The following is a 19,502-nucleotide window of genomic DNA, read 5'->3' as shown; positions in this document are numbered from 1 at the left end:
GACGGCGGCGGCCCAGCGTGCCGCGCGCGCCGCGTTCTGCTAGGAGGGCACCGCGATGAGCTACCCCATCGAGGTCGCGCTGCGATACCTCGGCTCCAAGAAGCGCGCGTTCATCTCGGTCGGCACCATCTTCGCGATCCTCGGGGTCGCGCTCGGCGTCGCGGCGCTCGCGACCGTGATGAGCGTGACCGGGGGTTTCCAGGCGGAGTTCCGCGAGAAGGTCCTGGGCGTCAACGCCCATGTCCTGGTGATCAAGTACTCCACGGATTTCCGGGAGTACCGCTCGGTCATGGATCAGGTCGCCAAGGTGCCTGGCGTCGTCGGCGTCGCGCCGTTCAGCATCAATCCCATGATGTTGACGCACGGCGACGCCACGGCGACCGGCGTCCTCGTGAAGGGGGTTGACCCGGCCCGGAGCCTCGGCGTTGGCGCCGACGGCGCTGCCGCGCCCGTGCTCGACCTGCCGCGCCACATCCTCCCTGGCGGCGATCTCAGCGGCCTGCGTCGCCCTGGAGCGAAGCCTGCCGAGCGCTCGGCGCCGCCGTCCTTGCCGGACGTCCCTGCCCTCGACGCGGACGCGGGCGTGACAGGCGCGCTCGAGCCGCCGGACGCGGGCGGCGAGATCGATCTCCTGAAGGCCTACGAGGCGCGCATCCTGGAGGACGAGCGCGCCGCCGCCGCGCGCGCCGCCGCGCAGGACGCCGGGGCCGAGCCGGCCCCCACGGCGGTCGACGTCGAGGGCGCGGCGGAGGCCGGCGCGGGCGAGGCGGGCGAGCCGTCGGACGCCGAGGTCGTGGTCGCCGAGGGGGCCCCGCGGGGCTCGATCGAGCCCGAGGGTGGTTACGGCAGCGTGCTCCCCGAGGACGACGAGCTGCCCGCCGACGTCGATCCCGACCCCTGCGCCGACAAGGAGCAGATCGCGAGGATGCCGGGCATCGTGGTCGGCGCGGCGCTCGCGAAGAACCTGTCGCTCGAGATCGGCGAGTGCGTCACGGTGACCTCGCCGACCATCGGCTTCTCGTTCTCGAACGGCGCCATCAAGCCCCCGGTCGCCAAGCGGTTCCGGGTCATCGCCATCTTCGAGGCCGGCTTCGAGCAGTACGACACGAAGCTCGCGTACGCCGATCTCTACGAGACGCAGGCCTTCTACGACCATGGCGACACGGTGACCGGCGTCGAGATGAAGGTCGACGACATCGACAACGCCAGCAGCATCGCGCGCGAGATCACGAACCTCCTCAGCAACGGGCTTTACTACACGATGGACTGGGAGGAGCTGAACCACGGGCTCTTCACGGCGCTGCGCATCCAGCAGATCGGCATGAGCGCGGTGCTGGCGCTCATCATCGTGGTCGCCGCGTTCACGGTCATCGCGACGCTGATCATGGTGGTGCTCGACAAGAAGAAGGAGATCGCGGTGCTCAAGGCGATGGGCGCGACCGACGGCGCCATCCTGCGCATCTTCCTTTACCAGGGCGGCATCATCGGCGTCGCCGGCACCACGCTCGGCCTCCTGCTCGGCGTGGCGGTGTGCAAGGGCCTCCTGGTCTACGGTTTCCCGCTCGATCCGAAGGTCTACTTCATCTCCCGGCTCCCCGTGCAGGCGCGACCGCAGGAGTTCCTGATCACCGGCGCCATCGCCATCCTGATCTGCCTCGCGGCCACGATCGTCCCGAGCCTCTACGCCGCCCGCCTCCGCCCCGCCGAGGGCTTCCGCGCGCAGTGATCTCCTGGCCCCCTCCGGCTCGTTCCCTCCCCCGGACTCGTTTCCTGCTCTCGCGCCCACGGTAGCTCCGTGGTCTCGCGATCACCGTGGGCCCGTGGTCTCGCGGTCACCGCAGGCCCGTGGTCTCGCGGCTACCGCCGCGCGGCCGCGTAGAGCTTCTGCTCCCCGTCCCTGTCCGAGGCGATGTACAGCGTGCACTCGTCGGGCGAGAGCGACGGCGTCATGACGGCGCGCGTCGGCTCCACGGTCGTCAGCAGCATCCTCGCCATCTCGCCGTTCACGGGCAGCCCGTCGTCCCCGAGCTTCACGTAGAAGCTCCGCAGCACCGACGCCCCCATGCAATCCCCGCGCGGGCTGTACGGCGCCTGGAAGAACAGAACGCCGCCGTCCGGCGTCACCCACGGGGCGAGATCGTCGCCCTGCGCCGGGCAGTTGCCGGGCAGGGTGATGTTGAGCACCTGCGGCACCGCGTCGTGGGCGCGCACGGTCACGAGCTGGCTCGTGATCCCCTCGCTGTCCTGGTGCTTGTTCATGAACCAGTACCGGTAGGGGCGAGCGGCGTGGGCGACCGCCACCGAGTGGCTCCCCCAGTCGCGGTTCAGCGTCTCGAACTGCATCGCGGTGGCCGCCTCGATCTTGTCCGCGACGAGCACCTTCTGCGGGCTGCCCGGCCCGGCGAGGACGCGATCGAAGAGCAGCGAGCCCTCCGGGAAGTCGACGAGCGGCGAGAGCGCGTCCACCGGCAAGAGGAGCGGCCCCGACTCCCGCTGCGGCGTGTTGACCATCGCGCTCGCGACGACCGCGCCCCCCGTCCACGGTCGCCCGATGGCCGTGGCGATCTGCCGATCGCTCGCGGAGCCGAAGCTCGCCACGTAGACGAGCCGCAGGTCTGCCCCGCCCTGGCCGCCCGCGCCGCCCGCGCCTCCACCGCCCGCGCCGCCGGCGCCGCTCGCGCCGCCTGCGCCGCCTGCGCCGCCTGTACCGCCCGCGCCGCTCCCGCCGGGCTCGGCGCGCACGCGCGGGAACGCCGGCGACGCCCCATCGACCTCGATCTCCTCCAGCGCGCCGTACGACAGCACGCCGACGCGGTCGGTGCAGCGCACGCACGTCTCGCTGGCGGTGCAGAACTCCCCGTCCTTGCAGGCGCCGCAGCCGCCCTCGCCGCCCCCGCCCGAGGTCGACGTGGACGACGACGTCGTCGTGGCGCCGCCCTCCCCGCCCGCGCCGCCCTCCCCGCCGGCGCTGCCGGTCCCCGAGGTCGACGACGTCGACGTGGCGGACGCGGGGCCCGCCGCGAAGGGCTCGCCGCAGCCGGACAGCGCCCACAGCGCGGCCATCGAGAGGGTTCCGTAGAAGCGAAGCGTGCGCACCCGAGCTGCCTCCTGCCGTGTTCCCGCCGCGCGGAGCAGGCGCGCGTCCGGGTCAAGATGACTTGTTGTAGTCCGTGTCCTCGAGAAGGATGACGTTCGTCTTCGAGCGGGTCTCGCCGACGCTCGTCACGTAGACGGCCGGCTTGTCCTGCACCGGGCACACCTTCTCGCACGCCCCGCAGCCGATGCACAGCGAAGGATCGACGTGCGGACGCTGCACGTGGACCATCTTCATCGGCGGCTCCTTGCCGTGCTCCGCGGCGACGGGCTCCCGCTTCGGGATGTCGACCTCCTCGACCCAGATCGCCTTGGGCGACGTCGGGCAGAACTCCTCGCAGACGATGCACGGCACGCTCATCGACCACGGCAGGCAGCGCCCCTGGTCGTAGAACGCGGTCCCGATCGAGATCGGCTTCTGGCCGATCCCCATCTTCTGCTCCTCGGTGATCTTCTGGATCGCGCCGGTCGGGCAGACGTCGCCGCAGAGGACGCAGGAGTGCTCGCAGTACCCGATGCGCGGGATGACGATCGGCGTCCAGATGCCCTCGATCCCGGCCTCGAAGAACGCGGGGTGGATGGCGTTGTTCGGGCAGACCTTCATGCACTCGGCGCACCGGATGCAGCGCTCGAGGAACTCGCGCTCCTCGACCGAGCCCGGCGGCCGGATGACGCGGTGGTCGTAGTTCGCGTCGAGCACGTCGGCGATGCGCGCCGTCGGGATGATCACCGCGCCGGCGGCGGCGGTCGCGAGCGCGGTGCGGCGGCCCGTGTCGGGCTTGACGAGGGCGCTCTTCCGGTCCGGCAGGAAGCGGAACTTGATGACGTCCTCGGGGCACGCGTTCTCGCAGTTGAGGCACATGTGGCACTCGTCCTGCCGCCACTTCACGCCCCCCTGGGGCGAGTCGGCGCCCTGGCAGTTCACGAGGCACAGGTTGCAGTCGGTGCACTTCGCGTGGTCCTTCTGCATCCCGAAGAGCGCGAAGCGCGCGAACACGCCGAGGAAGGCGCCGAGCGGGCAGAGCACGCGGCACCAGAACCGCGGGATGAAGCGGTTCATGAACAGGATCGCGATGAACAGGATCCCGACGAACCACGTCTGGTGGAAGTAGAACTGCTTCGTCTGCCACACGCTCGAGGCGAGGAAGTCCTGCGCGTGGTCGGCGGCGAACTGCACCGGCCGGCTCCCGGTCCCGGTCGCGGCGCCGGTCACCACGCTGGCGACGTACTGCACCGCCGGGATCACGGCGAGGCCGATCGCGCGGACCGCCACGCAGATCGGGTCGAACAGCCCGCCGATCACGCTGCCGGCGACGCTCGCCGCGAGGAAGGCGTACATCAGGTAGTACTTCACCCGCTGCCGCGCGTACGTCTTGTTCGCCTCGACGCGCTTGCCGCCCTTGCCGTAGCGCGACGGGAAGATCCACCCGAAGAAGTGGTGGAGGGTCCCGAACGGGCAGATCCACCCGCAGAACACGCGCCCGAAGACGAGCGTCAGCGCGAGGATCCCGAGCGACCAGAGGAGGCCCCGGTAGACCGTGTGCGTCGAGAGGAGGGTCATCGCGCCGACGAACGGGTCGGCGAGGAGGAAGGCCTCGACGGGCAGCGGCAGGCGCACGCGCGCCTCGGACGACGCGAACGTCCCGCGGAAGCCCGTCTGGAACAGGAAGTAGAGGAACAGCCCGAGGAAGCCCGCCTGCGCGACGCGGCGCACCCAGACGAGCACCTGGATGGTCTTGCGCGCCGGCAGCCCCGAGCCGGGCCGCCGCTTCGGCGTGGGCCGGACCATGGCGCTGGCCTTGCGCAGCAGCGCCGTCCAGGGGGCCACCCGCGCGGCGGTCGCGGCGGTCGCGGCGGGACGCGCCGCTGCCGCAGCGGGCGCCGCCGCAGCGGGCGCCGCCGCAGCGGGCGCCGCCGCAGCGGGTGCCGCCGCGGCGGGCACCGCCGCAGCGGGTGCCGCCGCGGCGGGTGCCGCCGCGGCGGGCGCCGCCGCGGCAGGGGTCGCCGCTCCCGCGGCGGGGGTCGCCGCTCCCGCGGCAGCGGCCGGGCCATGCGCCGGCGGGGCCGGCGTCCGATCGGGATTTGCCATGAGTACTACACCTCGGCGAGCCGCAGGTTCTGCCAGTGCATCGTGCCCAGGCCCCGCTCGTGGCCCATCTTGATGTACGGGATCTCCTCGGGCTTGCGCCCGAGGAGCTGGCACCCGTACGCGTCGGCGGCGACCTGGTCGGTCGTCGCGATGACCGTGTGCATGTCCTTCGCGTCGGCGACGTTCCCGCCCTGCGGCCCGTTGCGCATGAGCACGCGCACGGCGTCCACGATCGTGAGCGTCGGCTGGATGAACGTCGCGAGGTCGGCGATGGAGACGTCGATGTTCTGGTGGAGCCGGTTGCGCCGCCCGCCGAGCGCCCCGTACCAGTTCTTCATGGCGGCGGTGTACTTCGACAGGTTGTGGTGCTTCGCGATCGGGACGTTGATCACCTTGTCCGCGTTGACGAGCGGCGTGTAGACGGGCCAGTCGTCGAGCACCTCGCCCTTCAGGCGCATGCCGCGGAAGCGGTGCGCCGCGGGGATGACGACCTCGGCGCCGACGTCGTACGCGGCCTTCCAGATGCCGGAGCGCTGGAAGCAGCGGTTCGGCTCGTTGCACGAGGCGTCGGTCACGATGACGCTCTTCGCGCCGGCGTCGTACGCGAGGCGCACCACCTCGGCGACGACCTTCGGGTTCGTGTTCGCCGCGTGGATGGGCGTGCGATCCCAGCCGATGTTCGGCTTCACGACGACGACGTCGCCGCGCGAGATGAAGCGGCGCATCCCGCCGAGCGCGTCGACCGCCTTGCGGACCAGGGCGGCCGGGTCCGGGCTGCCCACGGCGAGCGCCTCGGCGCCGGCGCGGGCGACGACGAGCTGCGGCAGATCGGCGGGCGCATCGCGGAGCCGGTAGTCGCGTGTCTGCGGGCGCTCGGCCGCGACGGCCGCGGCGCCGCCGCGGTCCCACCGGGCGGCCGCGACCCCGGCCGCGCCCCCGAGGACGAGGCCCGCTGCGCCAAGCCGACGCAGCACTTCACGTCGAGAGATATCACCCATGGCCCTCGCCTTCCCTGGCCCTACGGATAGCCTCCCCTGGCGGTCGCCACAAGCAGAGGCGGCCTGGCCACAACGGCCTCCATCGCCTCCCTCGCGCCTCCGCGGGAAGCGCTCAGGCCCATCGCTCCCCTCGCGCCTTCCAGCGGAGGCGCTCAAGGAGGAGCCGCGGTGGACGGCGCGGAGGCCGCTGGGCTCGCGGACGCGCTCAAGGAGGAGCCGCGGTGGACGGCGCGGAGGCCGCTGGGCTCGCGGACGCGCTCAAGGAGGAGCCGCGGTGGACGGCGCGGAGGCCGCTGGGCTCGCCGTCGCCGCCGGGCTGCCCGTGGCCGCGGCCGGGGCGCCCGCGCTCGCCGCAGGCTGCGCCGGCTGCGGCGGCGCGCCGCTCGCGGCGGCCGGCGCAGGCGCCGCCGGCGAGGGCGGCGGGTCGTAGGGCTCGGCCGCCTCGGCCCTCAGGCGGTCGCGCTCCGCGGCGCAGCTCGCGCGCTCCGCGTCGCAGGCGGCGCGCGCCTGCGTGGCGGTGGCGAGCTCGGCGGCGCGCTGCTCGGCGAGCGCCCTCGCCTCGTCGCGCTCGGCGACGATCGCCGCGCGCGCCTTCTCGACCTCGGCGAGCCGCTCGCGGCTCGCCTTCTCCGCGGCCGCGGCGCCGTCCTCGCACGTCTTGAGGCGCGCCGCCTGGGTCGCGTGCAGCGACTGGATCTGGCGGGCGTGCTCCGCCTCGCTCGCGGTGCCGCTCTTCTGCAGCGCGGCGAGCGTCTCGTTGAACTCCGCGCGGTCCTGCTCGCGGGCGTCGCGGCACGCGACCGCCTCGGACTGGGCGATCTGGTGGGACGCGATGCAGGTGTCGAGCTTGTCGAACGACTCGGCCCCCATCTGGCGCGCGCGATCGAGCTCGCTCGCGAGCCGCAGGGTCTCGCGCTTCGAGAAGCCGAGCAGCACGACGGCGCAGCCGACGAGGGTCATCGCGCCGGCCGCGATGCGCACGCGCAGGTACGACGTCTTCTGCTTGATGCGCAGCCGCTCGGCCTCGCGCTCGGCCTCGCGCTCCGGCTCGAGCAGCACGTCGAGCTCCTCGGCGAGCTGGGTCATCGTCGGGCGCTCGTGCGGGTCGATCGCGAGCCAGCGCTTGAGCGCCTCCTGGAACAGCTGGCGCGGGCGCCCGGTGAGGTCGGGCAGCGCGTTGTCGGCGAGCGGCTTGTCGGCGCGGATGTCGTGGGCCTGGACGAGGTCGGTGCGCGTCTGCGCCGACTCGCCCGGGAAGTCCCTGGGGTTCACGAGCGAGTAGAGGAGCGTCGTGGCGAGCCCGTACGTGTCCATCTTCTCGGTCAGCGGCACGACGCCGGGGAAGCCGTTCAGCGCGCGGATCTGCTCGGGCGAGGCGTAGAGCGCGGTGCCAGCGCAGAACGTGGCGTTGCGCTCCGCGGCCACGCCGAGGTCGAGCAGGATGGGGTGGACGCGCCCCGCGAACTTCGCGAGGAAGATGTTGTCCGGCTTGACGTCCTGGTGCCGGAGCCCCGCGGCGTGGAGCGCCTCGAGGCCGCGCGCGACGGGGAGGAAGATGTCGTACGCCTCGCGCATGCCGAGGGGGCTGCGCTCCAGGCGCTGCGCCAGGGTCTCGCCCTCGTAGACGGGCATGGTGAGCCACACGTAGTCGGCGTTCATGCCGTGGTCCTTGAGCTGGACGACGTGCGGGTGGCCGACGGTGGCGAGCATGACGAGCTCGCGCTCGACGTTCCGCATCGCGTAGAGCGAGCGGGGCATGAGCTTGAGGGCGACCTGGTGCTCGGGGACGTCGACGCGCTGGGCGACGTACACCTTGCCGAACATCCCCTTCCCGAGGAGGCGTCCGAGGCGGTAGAGCCCGCCGACGATCTGGCCGACGTCCGGGAGGATGGAGGGGCCGCGGCTGGGCCTGTCGGGATCGTCGGTCCCGCCCCGGGACGTCGTGCGCACCAGGCCCGACGGGTCCGCCACGGTGACGGCGAACGCGTGGACGATCGTGGTGCGGAGGTTCGGGTCGACGATCGGCACGGCGGTTGCCAAGGGTAGCGGAAGGGTCGCGCGCTGAGAAAGAAGCCGGCGGACTGCAGACGGCGGGCGCCGGCATTTTATTCGCGGGACCGGGTGGTTCGCGGTCAGGTGGCGGCTCCGGCACGGGGGAGGCGCCGATCGCGGCGGAAGCCACGGCGCCCCGGTGAGCCGGTGTGTGCTCGCGTCATCCGCGCGCCGGCTCGAGGCGCGCGATCTCGGCCAGGACATCGTCCGCGTCGATCGTCCCTGGCCGGCGGGTCACACCCCGAGGGGCGCGTCTGGCACGGCCGGCGAGGATGTCGCCGGCGAGGGCGCTGCCGGCGAGGATGTCGCCGGTGCGGATGTCGCCGGCGACGGCGCCGCCGGCGAGGGCGTTGCCGGCGAGGGCGTCGCCGGCGAGGGCGTCGCAGGCGACGGCCCCGGCTGCGCCTTGGTCCGGCGGGCCGCGGCGCGCTTGCGGCGCTCGTAGGCGCTCGTCACCTCGCGCACGATCTCCGGCCGGCCGCGGAACACGAAGCGCGCCGCGGACCGGACGAGGCCCATGCGCTCGATCAGCAGCGCCGCCAGCCTGTTGCGGAGCAGCAGGGCCTCCTGCGCTTGCCTGGAGATCGCCTCCGCCTGCGCCGGCCGGCTCCGCAGCTCGGCCGCCACGGCGCGCGCCTCGTCGAGGTGCTCCGCCTTGAAGCCGCCGAGGCCGTCGAGCGCGTCGCGGTGCTTCTCCCCGAGGAGCGCGTAGTCGTCCAGCGCGCTGGCCAGCGCGTCCGCCGTGTCGGGATCCGCCGCGTGCGCCGCGTCCATCCGGGCCAGCATCTGGTCCTTCTCGTCCTCGACGCCGTCGTCGAAGTAGAAGCTCAGCGTCGTCCGGATCTCCCCGAGCAGGAACTTCGCCCGCTCGCGCGGGCTCTTGTTCGTGTCGACGGTCAGCAGATACCGCGTGTGCGCCTCCTGGGTGGCGCGCTGCAAGGAGAGTATCTCGTCCCCCGTCCTCGGCCCGAGGCGCGCCGCGTCTCCCTTCTTGCTGTCCTTCGGGACCGCCGACTCGAGGCCCAGGCGGCTCACCCGCTTCTGGGCGTCGATCTCGGTCTTCCAGTACTTCTCGAAGAACTTCGCCACGTCCACCGCCTCCCCGAGGAGCACGTGGAACGGCAACGTGCTCGCCGGAAGATCGGCGGCGTTCATCTGCTGCACGACGTCGGACCACCGCTCGATATCGCTCTTCTTCGTCATGTCGACCTCCCCTGGGCTGCGGCGCCGGCCATCCCGTCCCGGCCCGCCATCCCGGGCATCCATTCCGGAGAGCCCTGGTCGGGCTCCCCCTTCACGAGGACCTCATCGCGCGACTCCCGATCTTTCTCGCCCCGCAAGCATCCCAGGATGGAGTTCGAAGGGCGCGGGGCGCGGAAGCTGCGCGACAGGCGACGGAGATCCAAGCGCCGTGCCCGGACGGCGGCGCGCCAGGGACACGCGAAGGCGCGCCGGGGTGTCCCTGGCGCCTCTCCTCCTGTCCCTGGCGAGGCGCCCCGTGTCCCTGACGCCTCGCCGCCTGTCCCTGGCGACGGCCCACGTGTCCCTGGCGCCTCGCTCCCTGTCCCTGGCGACGGGCCCCGTGTCCCTGGCGCCTCGCCCCCTGTCCCTGACAACGGTCTTCGCGTCCCTGACGAGGCGACCGCCGGTCGCGCTCGACGTTCCGGCTTGTCCCTGGCGGCGCGCTCGTTGTCCCGGACCGTTCGTTGCGTGTCCCTGGCGCGATCCGACGAGCAACGCGCCGCTGCGGCAGTCGATCGGATCGTGTTGCCCTGGTGGAAACTTGCCGTGATGGCTGCCAGCTCCGCGACACCGCCTCGCGATGGGAAGAGCACGCGCGCGAGCGCGCGGCCGGAGTTGCCGTCATCCGATGCGCAACAACGCAATCCTTTGCGCAACGAGTCTGCGCAACGAGGCAGAGGCGCTCCCTGGGTCGTCGCGGCCGCCACATGCCCGAAGAGCAAGAACCTGGCGGAGGGCGTTGGGCGCGCGATCATGCGTCGGCGGCGGTCTCGGTGGATCGTGCCGCGGAGGGGGATGCGGCGGGCTGGAGCGACAACGGGTTGAACCCGCCTGAAACGAGCAGAACTGCGAACCGCCAAGGTGCCGAGGACGCCAAGACATTGTCTTCTTCTTGGCGTCCTCGGCGCCTTGGCGGTTCATTTTTCGCTCGCTCATCGTCGTTGTTCTGGCGGTGGAGGCGCGTTCGCGGAGCGGGACGGCCGAAGGCCTGGCGCCGCGCTCCGAGCTGCGCGCGCCCCGGATTCAGGCGCAGCGTCGCAGGGATGGCGGCACACGCGCGTTCACGTCCAGCAGGGGCACACGACGCCGGGAGGCCCCGATCACGGCAGGTCCCGGTGGAGCCGGGGCTTCACGGCGCGCGCGGGCGACCGCGGCCGGGCCCGAGCGGCGCCGCTTCCGCGCACGGAGGGCGCCGGCCAGGCTGGCCTGCCCGATGCACTGCGCTGCTCCAGGCGCGCGGCCGTGATCGACGGTTCCACCGGCGCGCCGCGAGACCGGGAATCCACGCAAATGCTCGCCAGAACCGCGCTCGTGATCGTCTGTCTGGAGCTCGCCGGGTGCGCCGCGTTCCGATCGCCGGCGCCGCCGCCCGAGCTCGACCGCGCCCGGGCGGCGATCCACGCGGCCGAGCGGGAGGGCGCGAGCGCCGACCGGCGCGCGGCCATGCACCTCGCGCTGGCGAGGAGCGAGCTCGCGCAGGCGCGGCGGCGGCTCTCGGTGGGCGACCTGGAGGGCGCGCGCTGGCTGCTGCGGAGGGCCGAGGTCGACGCGGAGCTCGCGGCGCTCCTCGTGAGGGAAGCGGGGCTGCGCGACGCCGCGGGCCGCACGCTGGACCAGGCGAGCACGCTCGCCGAGGCGAAGAAGGGGAAGAAATAGTGGGCCGCATGCGCGCCGGGGCCCCCCTCGCGATGGCGCTCGCGCTCGCGGGCTGCGCGAGGAGCGCGGCCGCGCCGCCCCCCGAGCTGCTCACGGCGCGCGCGGCCGTCGTGCAGGCGCAGGAGAGCCCGCTCTCGCCGCTCGCGATCGACGAGCTGAGGCAGGCGGAGGAGGCGCTCGCGATGGCCGAGCGCGCGGAGCGCGAGCGCCCGCGCTCCGCCATCGCGCGCGACGCGGCCTACGTCGCGCGGCGGCGGGCGCAGTGCTCGCTGCTCTCGTCGCTCGTGCGCGCGAACCAGAGCGCGCTCGAGCGCGCGCGGCGCACCGCCGCGCGGAGGCCGTAGCCGCTCCGAGGCGCGCCGCCGGAACCGCGACAGGACACGGCGAATCGCCGCGCGCGCCGCCGGAACCGCGACAGGACCGCGGCGAATCGCCGCGCGCGCCGCCGGAGCCGTGACAGGACCACGGCGAATCACCGCGCGCGCCGCCGGAGCCGTGACAGGACACGGCGAATCACCGCGCGCGGCGTACCGCCCCGGGCGTCCCCCCCGCGCCCTGGCGGCGCAGTTTGTCCTGGGATCGACCGGTGTTTGGATCCAAGATGCGCGCGACACGCCTCCGCCGGCGGCGAGAGCATCCCGGGGGCGGGCGACGAGCGAAGGGACGCCCGGTCCCGCGGGCGAGGAGAGCGCGATGAAGGCAGGCGCGAACGTGATTCTGGTCCCCGTCGACTTCGAGGAGGCCTCGCTGAAGGCCATCGAGCTGGCGAAGGACCTCGGCGCGAAGCTGGGGCGCGAGGTCGTGCTGCTGCACGTCTACCAGCTCCCGGTGTACACGTACCCCGGGCTCGAGCCGGCGCTGATGCCCGGGTTCCACGCCGAGGTGAGCGCCGCCGCGTCGCGCGCCGTCCAGCAGCTCTCCGCGCAGACGGGGGGGCTCCGGGCGCTCCTGCGCGACGGCGACCCGGCGAACGAGATCCTTGCGGCCGCCGAGGACGAGCGGGCGGCGATGATCGTCATGGGCACGCACGGCCGCCGGGGGATCTCGCACCTGTTCCTCGGGAGCGTCGCCGAGAAGGTGATCCGCAAGAGCAGCGTCCCCGTGCTCACCGTGCGCGTGGCCGGCTGATCCGGCGCGACGGCCGGCGCCCAGGCCAGGCCGGCGCTGCTGCCGGCCTGGGCGCCGGCCGTCGCGGCCGCGCTCGACGCGAGCCAGGACCATCCGGCTGCTGCGGCGCACCTGCGCCGCAAGGGACACCTCGCCATGCCGACCCTGTCTGCACGCGATCTCGCGCTCCCGCCGAACCTGATGAGCCTGGCCCGGCTGCCGCTCGCGGCGCTGTTCCCGTTCGTGGCCACGCACCCGGGGCTCGCCCTCGCCGTCCTGTGCTGCGCCGGGATCACCGACGTGCTGGACGGCTGGCTGGCCCGCCGCTCCGGTCAGGTGACCCGCATGGGCGCGATCGTCGATCCGATCGCCGACAAGGTGTTCGCCCTGGCGGTGGTCGGCACGCTCCTGCACGGCGGCGTGCTCCCGCTGTGGGGCATCCCGGCGCTGCTCGCCCGCGAGATCCTCGAGCTGCCGCTCGCGCTCTGGATCACGATGAGCCGCCGCTTCCGCGGCGCGCGCCTCTCGACGGCGAGCGCGAACATCCCGGGCAAGCTCGCCACGACGGTGCAGTTCGCGGCGGTCCTCGCCGCGATCGCGCTCCCCGCGGCGCTGGCTCCCATGCTCGCCGCGGCGGCGGGCGCGGGCGGCGCCGCGGGCATCTCGTACTGGGTGCGCCAGCTCCGCCGCGCGCCCGGCGCGGCGGAGGCCCCGCCCGGGCCGGGCGCGTAGGCCCGGGCGTCGATCGAGGGCAGCGCGCGGTGGTCGGCCGGTCCGGCGCGGACGATGGCCGCGCGGCGCGCCGCCTGCGCCGGGCCGCGCGGCGCGCCGCCTGCGCCCTGGTGTAAGGTCGATCGAGGCAGCGCGTTCTGCGGCTGTCACCGGCTCCACGCTCCGAGGAACCATGCGAAGAACGCTGCCCTCCTGGGCTCTCCTTGCCTTGCTCGCGGGCGCCTCCGCCTGCGCATCCAGCCGCTCCAGCGCGAGCGACGCCGCGAGCGCGCCGGTGCCGATGGTCGCGCCGGCGGCCATGGCCACGGGGATGCCGCCGCAGGATCCGACGACGAGGATCGCCCTCTCGGACGGCGACGCGCGCGAGGAGTCGTTCATCGAGTCGTCGTCGGCCGGCCTCGACACGACGGTGACCACCGCGGAGCTCGCCAAGGCCGTGCCGCCGGCGACGGCGGCCTCCCCGGCGTCGCCACCGCCGACCGCGCGGCCGGCGCCGGGCTCCACCGCGCCGGTCGCGGGGACGGCCAGGCCGGCGCCGACCGGCCAGGCCGTCGCCGCGACGGCGCAGGCCGGCGCGTCCCCGCAGGGCGCCGCCGCGGCCCCGCAGGGCGCCGCCGCGGTGAGGACGAGCGCATCGCCCGCGCCGCTCCTCGTCTACACGGCGCAGATCGCGATGGCGGTGTTCGAGGTGAGCGCGTCGCTCGGCAAGGTCGAGGCGCTCGCGCAGGAGCTCGGCGGCTTCCTCGCCCGCCGCGACGACCAGGCGATCACGATCCGCGTCCCCGCCGCCCGGTTCGACGAGGCGCTGAAGCGCCTCGAGGGGCTCGGCGACATGCTCCAGCGCAACGTGGTCGCGGAGGACGTCACCGAGGAGTTCCTCGACCTCGGGGTCCGCATCCGCAACGCGAGGGCCGTCCGCGATCGGCTGGAGAAGCTGCTCGACAAGGCGACGAAGGTCGAGGAGTCGATCCAGCTCGAGCGCGAGCTCGCGCGCGTCACGAGCGAGCTCGAGCGCCTGGAGGGGCGCCTCAAGTACCTGCGCGACCGGATCGCGTTCTCGACGCTCACCGTCTCGTTCCAGCCGCGCTCGACGGAGGCGATCGCGCCGTCGGGCCCGCGGCTCCCGATCGACTGGCTCAACGAGCTCGGCCTCTCGCGGCTCCTCAACCTGTGACCTGGGCGCCTCCGATGATGCACTCCCTCCGCCACGCCTTCGTCCTCGCCGCCGCGCTCGGCTTCGCGGCGGCGCTGCCCGGCTGCGGCCGGCCCTTCGTGCCCGCGACCCCGCCGGGCTTCGTGGACCTCGGCGATCGCTACGGCGACGACGAGTACCGCGCGACGACCGCCGAGGGGGTGGTGATCGGGATCCGCGCCTTCGAGAACGATCCGGAGGGCGACCTCGCCTTCTGGTCCCGCGTGATCGAGAAGCGGCTGCGGGAGGGCGGCGGCTACGCGCTGCTCGGCAAGGCCGACGTGAAGAGCCGCGATGGCCTGCCGGGCGTCCAGCTGCGCTTCGGGCACGACGAGGGCAAGGAGGCGCACCTTTATTACCTCACCGTCTTCGTCAACGACGATCGCGTCTTCCTCCACGAGGCGGGCGGAAGGAAGGAGCTCGTCGAGCGGCATCAGCAGCAGATCGACTGGGCCGTCCGCAACTTCCTCCCCGAGTGACGCGCGCCGTGGCCGCGCGCGGCGCCGCGGCCGGCCGCGCGGCGCCGGCGGCCGAAGGCCGCCGCGCTTGCTCGCGGAAGCCCTGTTTGCTACCTGGCGGACGTGCGTTCCCGCCCCATGCTCCGCGACGCGCGGCGACGCCGGTCGCCCTGCGCGCTGCTCCTCGCCCTGGCGGCATCGCTCGGCAGCGGCGCTGCCCTGGCGCACGGCGAGGGCGAGCGGCCGCTCGCCGCGGTGCCCGCGCCGCCGCCCGGCGACGGCGCGAGGGCGATGCAGATCCTCCGGGAGATCGAGGCGCGCGCCGCGCAAGCGCCGTCGCCCGCCGCGGGCGACAGGACCGCCGCCACGGGCGACAAGGCCGCCGCCGCGGGCGACAAGGCCGCCGCCGCGGGCGACAGGACCGCCGCCACGGGCGACAAGGCCGCCGCCGCGGGCGACAAGGCCGCCGCCGCGGGCGACAGGACCGCCGCCGCGGGCGACAAGGCCGCCGCCGCGGGCGACAGGACCGCCGCCGAGGCCCCCGCCGGCGAGGCGAGAGCGCCGTCGGGGAGCGCCGCGAAGGTCGTGGCCGAGCCGGTGGCGCAGGCGAAGCAGGCGCTCCAGCGCGCGCACGGCGCGCGCGCGACGGGCGACGCGACGAACGCGCGGAGGCTCGACGCGCTGGCCCTGGAGTGGGCGGAGACGGCGAGGACGCTGCTGCGCGCCGCCGCGGCGGAGGCGGCGGCGGTCGAGGCGGCCAGGCGGGCGCGCGAGGTCGAGACGAAGCTCGAGCGGGCGCGCGCGCTGCTGGAAGAGACGCAGGCGCGGCGAGGCCGCGCCGCGGCGGAGCTGGAGCGGATAGAGGCCGAGGCGCGCGAGGCGACAAGGGCGGCGACGAGCGTGGAAGCGCAGCGGATCGAGGCCAGCAAGAAGGCCCCGTCGCGGAAGGCGGCGCCAGGGCAGGCGGCCGCCGCCGCGCAGGGCGCCGGGAGCAAGGGCGCCGGCAAGACGGCGCCGGCCGGCAAGGAGGGCACGCCGTGAGCGCGCGCCGCCTCGCTTCCGTCGCCGCGCTGGGGGCGCTGGGAGCGCTCGTCGCCGCGTGCGCGCCGATCCCGCGGCCCGCGGTGCTCGACGAGCTCGATCACGTCCGCGCCGGGGCGGCTGCGGCCGAGTCGAAGCGGCACGCGCCGGGCGCGTTCGCGCGGGCGGAGAAGCTGCGCGCCGAGGCGCTCGCCGCGCTCGATCGGAAGGATCAGTCCGGGGCCCAGATCCTCGGCGAGCAGGCCGTCGCCGCGCACGCGCACGCGCACGCGCTCTCCCGGGTGGCCCGGGCCGAGGCGGCCGAGGCCGAGGCGAAGGCGCAGAGCGCGACCGGCGAGGCGTCCCTCGCGGGCCTCGATGCCGAGCAGGCGCGCGTCGCGGCCGAGGTCGACGCGCTCGACATGCGGATCAAGGTCGCCCGGGACGCGCAGCCCGTGGTCCCCTCGGGCAAGGCCGACCCCGATCGCGAGAAGGCTCGCCTCGCCGCGGCGCGCTCGCTCGCGCTCCAGGCCCGCCTGCTGTGCGGCGCGGCGCGCCTCCTGATCGCGCCGGCGCAGCCCGCCGACGCGCAGGCTGGCGACACGCGGCCCCCCGGCGCGCAGGCTGGTGACACGCAGCCCCCCGGCGCGCAGCCCGCCGGCGCGCAGCCCGGCAACGCGCAGCCCCCCGGCGCGCAGCCCGGCAATGCGCAGCCCGGCAACGCGCAGCCCGGCAACGCGGCGCTCGTGGCGCAGCTCGACGAGGCGACCGCCGCGATCAAGAAGCTCGACGCGGATCTCGCGGAGACGGTCGGCTCCGCCCGCGCCATCCCGGCGCCGATCGACCAGGCCTCCCGCGCGCGGGCGGGCTGCCTCGCGGCGCTGACCGCGGCGCGCCGCGCCGCCACGCCGGTGACCCGCGCGCCCGGCGTCGGCGATGCCCTGCTCGCCGAGCTCTCGGCCGCGGGCACCTGGTCGCCCGTCCGCGACGACCGCGGCATCGTGATCACGCTGCGCGGGCTGTTCGCGGGCAACGCCCTCAGCAAGGCCGGCGAGGCGCGCCTCCGCGAGCTCGCGCGGGTGGCCGCAGCGCACCCCTCGTTCCCCGTCGCCGTCGTCGTGCACACGGACAGGGACGTCAGCGCCAGGGAAGAGCCCGCGTGGACGGCGCGGGCCGAGGCCGTCGTCCGCGCCCTCGCCCCGGCGCAAGGCGCGGGCGCCTCCCCGGCCAGCCAGCCCATCGCGCCGTTCCTCGCAGGCTCCGCGGCCCCGGTCGTCGACCCGTCCGGCAGCGAGCGCGCCCGCAACGCCCGGGTCGAGATCGTGTTTGTAACCCCCGAAACCCTTTGAGGAGCGATGGTCCCGGCCGATGGAACTCCGCTCCCCTTGGAGAGTCGTTCTCGATGATGCGCTCTTCAACCCTCGCTCGTAGCGAAAGCAAGCCGCTCGTGCTCGCCTGCGCCCTGGCCGCCACCCTCGCGGGCGCGTGCGAGGAGGACGGCAAGGCGTCGCAGAAGCACGCCGCGGAGCTCTGCGCCAAGCTCGCGCCCGTCGTCGCGGAGGACGTCCGCCAGGTGCGCACGGGCCTGCCGCCGGGCTCGCAGAAGCTCGCGTCGCTCGTGGACACCGACCCGGGCGCGGACCTGCGCGGGCTCCAGCGCGCGATCGCCGGCGCGCGCGCCTCGGTGAAGGAGCTCGAGTTCGCGAAGGGCACCTTCTTCTCGTTCGCCGACCCGAGCGGCACGGTGCTGCGCAGCGAGGCCGATCCGGACATGCTCGCGAACCGGTCCGTCCTGGCCTCGTTCCCCGAGCTCAGGAAGGTGCTCGAGCCGAACAGCGGGGTCGTCGAGGCCTTCGGCGAGATGCAGGAGATGCGCGGCGTGAGGAACGGGCCGGATCTCCAGTGGGTCGCCGCGCACCCGGTCCGGTCGAGCGGCGGCGAGCTCAAGGGCCTGTTCGTCACGGGCTGGTCGTTCCGCGCCTACGCGTACCGGTTGCAGGAGGCGGCCAACCGCGACATCGCCGAGATCACCAAGCGCGACGGGCTGAAGTCGACGCCGCTGCTCTACGTCTTCGTGTGGAAGGGCGCGAAGGCGTACGGCGGACCGGTGACGCCCGACGTCAACGCCGAGGCGCTCGAGAAGCTGGATCTGCCGGCGAAGACCGCCTCGGGTCCGTGGAGCGGCACGGTCGAGATCGCCGGTCGCACCTTCGGCGTCGCCGCGCAGCGCACGCCGGAGCTCGCGGCGGACGCGGGCGTCGCGGCGCTCGTGTCCACGCTCTGAGCGAGCGCGCCGGGCGCGCCCCCCGAGCGCGAGGCGCGCCGCGAGCGAGCGCCGGGCGCGCCAGCGGTCTCCCGGAGCTCGCCCCGCGGTGCGCGGCGGCGGGGCAATCGCCCGATCGGGCGAGGCCGTGCTAGGCTGCCATCCCTGGCTCGCCCTGCCGAGCTCACCCCCATGCCGGCTTCCATCGATCAGCTTCTCAAGGTCTGCCGCGAGGTCATCGCGCCGCTCGTGCGCGCCGACGGCGGCGAGCTCTACATCGTGGCCGTCGAGCCCGACCACCTGACGCTCCACCTGGCCGGCGCGTGCTCGGGCTGCCCAGGGGCCATGCTCACCGCACGCGCGGTGATCGAGCCGGCGGTGCTCGCGGTCGCGCCGTCGGCGCGGGTCGTGGTCACGAACGGCATGCGGGTCCCCGACGGCGCCTCCCCCGTCCAGTGAGCGGGGCGCACCTGAGCGGGGCGCACCCGCTGCGGATACGGGCCCATCTCGACGTTTTCGGTGCTCGGCGTGCTGGAGCACGCCTGTGCGCCGAGAACGCCGATCTGGGCCCGTCTCCTGTGCGGGTGCGCCCCGCTCGGGAACGCCTGGGTGAGGAGAGAGCCGAGCCGCCTGGGGCGGCTCGGTCGGGGTTTTGAGCGGTGGGCTGCTCCTCGCGGTCGCGGGAGCGGCGGGCTACTTCTTCTTGCCTGCCTTGTCGGACGGGGGAGCGGGGGACGGCTCTTCCTTGCGGATGGCGGAGGCGACGGAGGGGTCGATGGCGTTCGCGTCGACGGGCTTGTTGGGGCGGAGCGAGTCGAGGCTGCTCAGCGTCACGAGATCCTCGTAGGCGAAGGCGATCTCGGCCTCGCCCCGCTCGATCACGCGGAAGTGCGTGGCCGCGTCCTTCCAGTCGACCTCGGTGACGTAGCGGCCCTTCTCGGGGTCGGGCGGCGTCACGCGACCAGGCACCCCGAACGCCGCCGCGAGCTTCGTGACGGCGGACGGATAGTCCTTGCCGCGCGGATTTCCCTCGCCCAGCGCGTGCTCGTCGATGATCTTCCAGAGCTTGTCCTGGATGAAGAAGAAGTACCGCTTCCCGCCGTCGCGGGTCAGCGTCATCACCGACTCCTTGTTGAGGTAGGTGTACTCGCCCTTGAGCGGCGTCGCGTCCATGCCGGTCGGCAGCTTGCCGAAATCGATGCGGCTGCGGCGGAACGCGCTCTTCTCCTCGGCGAGCTCGGCGTCGAGCGCCCTCATCTTCACGCCGGGCGAGGTCGCCTTGTACCGCGGCACGTAGGCCTCATCGAGCATCTTGTCGATGACCGCCGCGACCTGCTTGGTGCTCATCCCCCACTGGATGCCTCGAGGGGTCAGCGCGATCGTCTTCTTCGTCACCGGCGGCTCGGCGGGCCGGGCGGGGGCCGCAGCGGCCTTGCCCCCCTTCGGCTGGGCAGCCACCACGGCAGTGCTCGTGATCGCCGCAAGGCCCAGCCCCACGGCCAACCCCGCTCCCAGGAGCCTCTTCGCTTTCATGTTCTTCCTCCAGCCGGCGCAGGCCCTGTCCCTGCGCTCTGCAAATCGCAAAAGTTAGGACGCCCCG

The 19,502-nt window shown here is 74.1% G+C and carries 17 protein-coding genes; 11 read left to right on the top strand and 6 right to left on the bottom strand.

Annotation, left to right across the window (positions count from 1 at the left end; genetic code table 11):
- The first annotated feature begins 55 nt into the window (after nt 1–55).
- Complete coding sequence (locus tag WMF24_RS06160; protein WP_437735419.1) at nt 56–1,726, top strand: ABC transporter permease; 1,671 nt, start codon at nt 56–58, stop codon at nt 1,724–1,726.
- 131 nt (nt 1,727–1,857) lie between these two features.
- On the opposite strand, the gene WMF24_RS06155 is transcribed toward WMF24_RS06160, so the two are convergent.
- The 5 genes from WMF24_RS06155 to WMF24_RS06135 form a co-directional block, all read right to left on the bottom strand.
- A complete protein-coding gene (locus WMF24_RS06155; protein WP_437735418.1) occupies nt 1,858–3,096 on the bottom strand; it encodes a hypothetical protein in 1,239 nt (412 codons plus the stop codon).
- A 52-nt stretch (nt 3,097–3,148) separates the two neighbouring features.
- A complete protein-coding gene (locus WMF24_RS06150) occupies nt 3,149–4,921 on the bottom strand; it encodes a 4Fe-4S binding protein (RefSeq protein WP_437735417.1) in 1,773 nt (590 codons plus the stop codon).
- 266 nt (nt 4,922–5,187) lie between these two features.
- The gene (locus WMF24_RS06145; protein WP_437735416.1) at nt 5,188–6,180 is read right to left on the bottom strand and encodes a DUF362 domain-containing protein; all 993 of its coding nucleotides are present in this window, start codon (nt 6,178–6,180) and stop codon (nt 5,188–5,190) included.
- 258 nt (nt 6,181–6,438) lie between these two features.
- Nucleotides 6,439–8,208, bottom strand: coding sequence for a protein kinase domain-containing protein (locus tag WMF24_RS06140; protein WP_437735415.1), 1,770 nt, complete (start codon nt 8,206–8,208; stop codon nt 6,439–6,441).
- Nucleotides 8,209–8,466: 258 nt separating this feature from the next.
- Entirely contained in the window at nt 8,467–9,435 is a 969-nt protein-coding gene (locus WMF24_RS06135; protein ID WP_437735414.1) for a hypothetical protein, read from the bottom strand.
- Nucleotides 9,436–10,764: 1,329 nt separating this feature from the next.
- Between WMF24_RS06135 and WMF24_RS06130 the strand changes: the two genes are divergently transcribed.
- From WMF24_RS06130 to WMF24_RS06085, 10 genes are all read left to right on the top strand, one after another.
- The gene (locus tag WMF24_RS06130) at nt 10,765–11,130 is read left to right on the top strand and encodes a DUF4398 domain-containing protein (protein ID WP_437735413.1); all 366 of its coding nucleotides are present in this window, start codon (nt 10,765–10,767) and stop codon (nt 11,128–11,130) included.
- 8 nt (nt 11,131–11,138) lie between these two features.
- Nucleotides 11,139–11,474, top strand: a complete 336-nt coding sequence (locus tag WMF24_RS06125; RefSeq protein ID WP_437735412.1) for a DUF4398 domain-containing protein — start codon at nt 11,139–11,141, stop codon at nt 11,472–11,474.
- Between the two features lie 349 nt (nt 11,475–11,823).
- Nucleotides 11,824–12,258: a universal stress protein gene (locus WMF24_RS06120; RefSeq protein ID WP_437735411.1), complete on the top strand. Its 435-nt coding sequence runs from the start codon at nt 11,824–11,826 to the stop codon at nt 12,256–12,258.
- 135 nt (nt 12,259–12,393) lie between these two features.
- Nucleotides 12,394–12,969 (top strand): CDP-alcohol phosphatidyltransferase family protein, encoded by a 576-nt coding sequence (locus WMF24_RS06115; protein WP_437735410.1) that lies wholly within the window; start codon nt 12,394–12,396, stop codon nt 12,967–12,969.
- 172 nt (nt 12,970–13,141) lie between these two features.
- Nucleotides 13,142–14,143, top strand: coding sequence for a DUF4349 domain-containing protein (locus tag WMF24_RS06110; protein WP_437735409.1), 1,002 nt, complete (start codon nt 13,142–13,144; stop codon nt 14,141–14,143).
- A 14-nt stretch (nt 14,144–14,157) separates the two neighbouring features.
- Nucleotides 14,158–14,640, top strand: coding sequence for a serine/threonine protein kinase (locus WMF24_RS06105; protein WP_437735408.1), 483 nt, complete (start codon nt 14,158–14,160; stop codon nt 14,638–14,640).
- 102 nt (nt 14,641–14,742) lie between these two features.
- A complete protein-coding gene (locus WMF24_RS06100) occupies nt 14,743–15,660 on the top strand; it encodes a hypothetical protein (protein WP_437735407.1) in 918 nt (305 codons plus the stop codon).
- Nucleotides 15,657–16,988, top strand: a complete 1,332-nt coding sequence (locus WMF24_RS06095; RefSeq protein WP_437735406.1) for a hypothetical protein — start codon at nt 15,657–15,659, stop codon at nt 16,986–16,988. The genes WMF24_RS06100 and WMF24_RS06095 overlap by 4 nt, the downstream gene beginning before the upstream one ends.
- A gap of 53 nt (nt 16,989–17,041) precedes the next feature.
- A complete protein-coding gene (locus WMF24_RS06090) occupies nt 17,042–17,923 on the top strand; it encodes a hypothetical protein (protein ID WP_437735405.1) in 882 nt (293 codons plus the stop codon).
- Nucleotides 17,924–18,094: 171 nt separating this feature from the next.
- Nucleotides 18,095–18,361 (top strand): NifU family protein, encoded by a 267-nt coding sequence (locus WMF24_RS06085; RefSeq protein ID WP_437735404.1) that lies wholly within the window; start codon nt 18,095–18,097, stop codon nt 18,359–18,361.
- Nucleotides 18,362–18,595: 234 nt separating this feature from the next.
- Here WMF24_RS06085 and WMF24_RS06080 read toward each other — a convergent pair whose 3' ends face one another.
- Nucleotides 18,596–19,435 carry a hypothetical protein gene (locus WMF24_RS06080; protein WP_437735403.1) on the bottom strand — a complete coding sequence of 280 codons (840 nt, stop codon included), beginning with the start codon at nt 19,433–19,435 and terminating at the stop codon, nt 18,596–18,598.
- Nucleotides 19,436–19,502: the final 67 nt, after the last annotated feature.

Origin of the sequence: Sorangium sp. So ce1335, from assembly GCF_051521615.1 — a bacterium.
Classification (GTDB): Bacteria; Myxococcota_A; Polyangia; order Polyangiales; family Polyangiaceae; genus Sorangium.
Note: the sequence above shows the minus strand (reverse complement) of the source record. Positions and strands in the feature narration are given on the sequence as shown.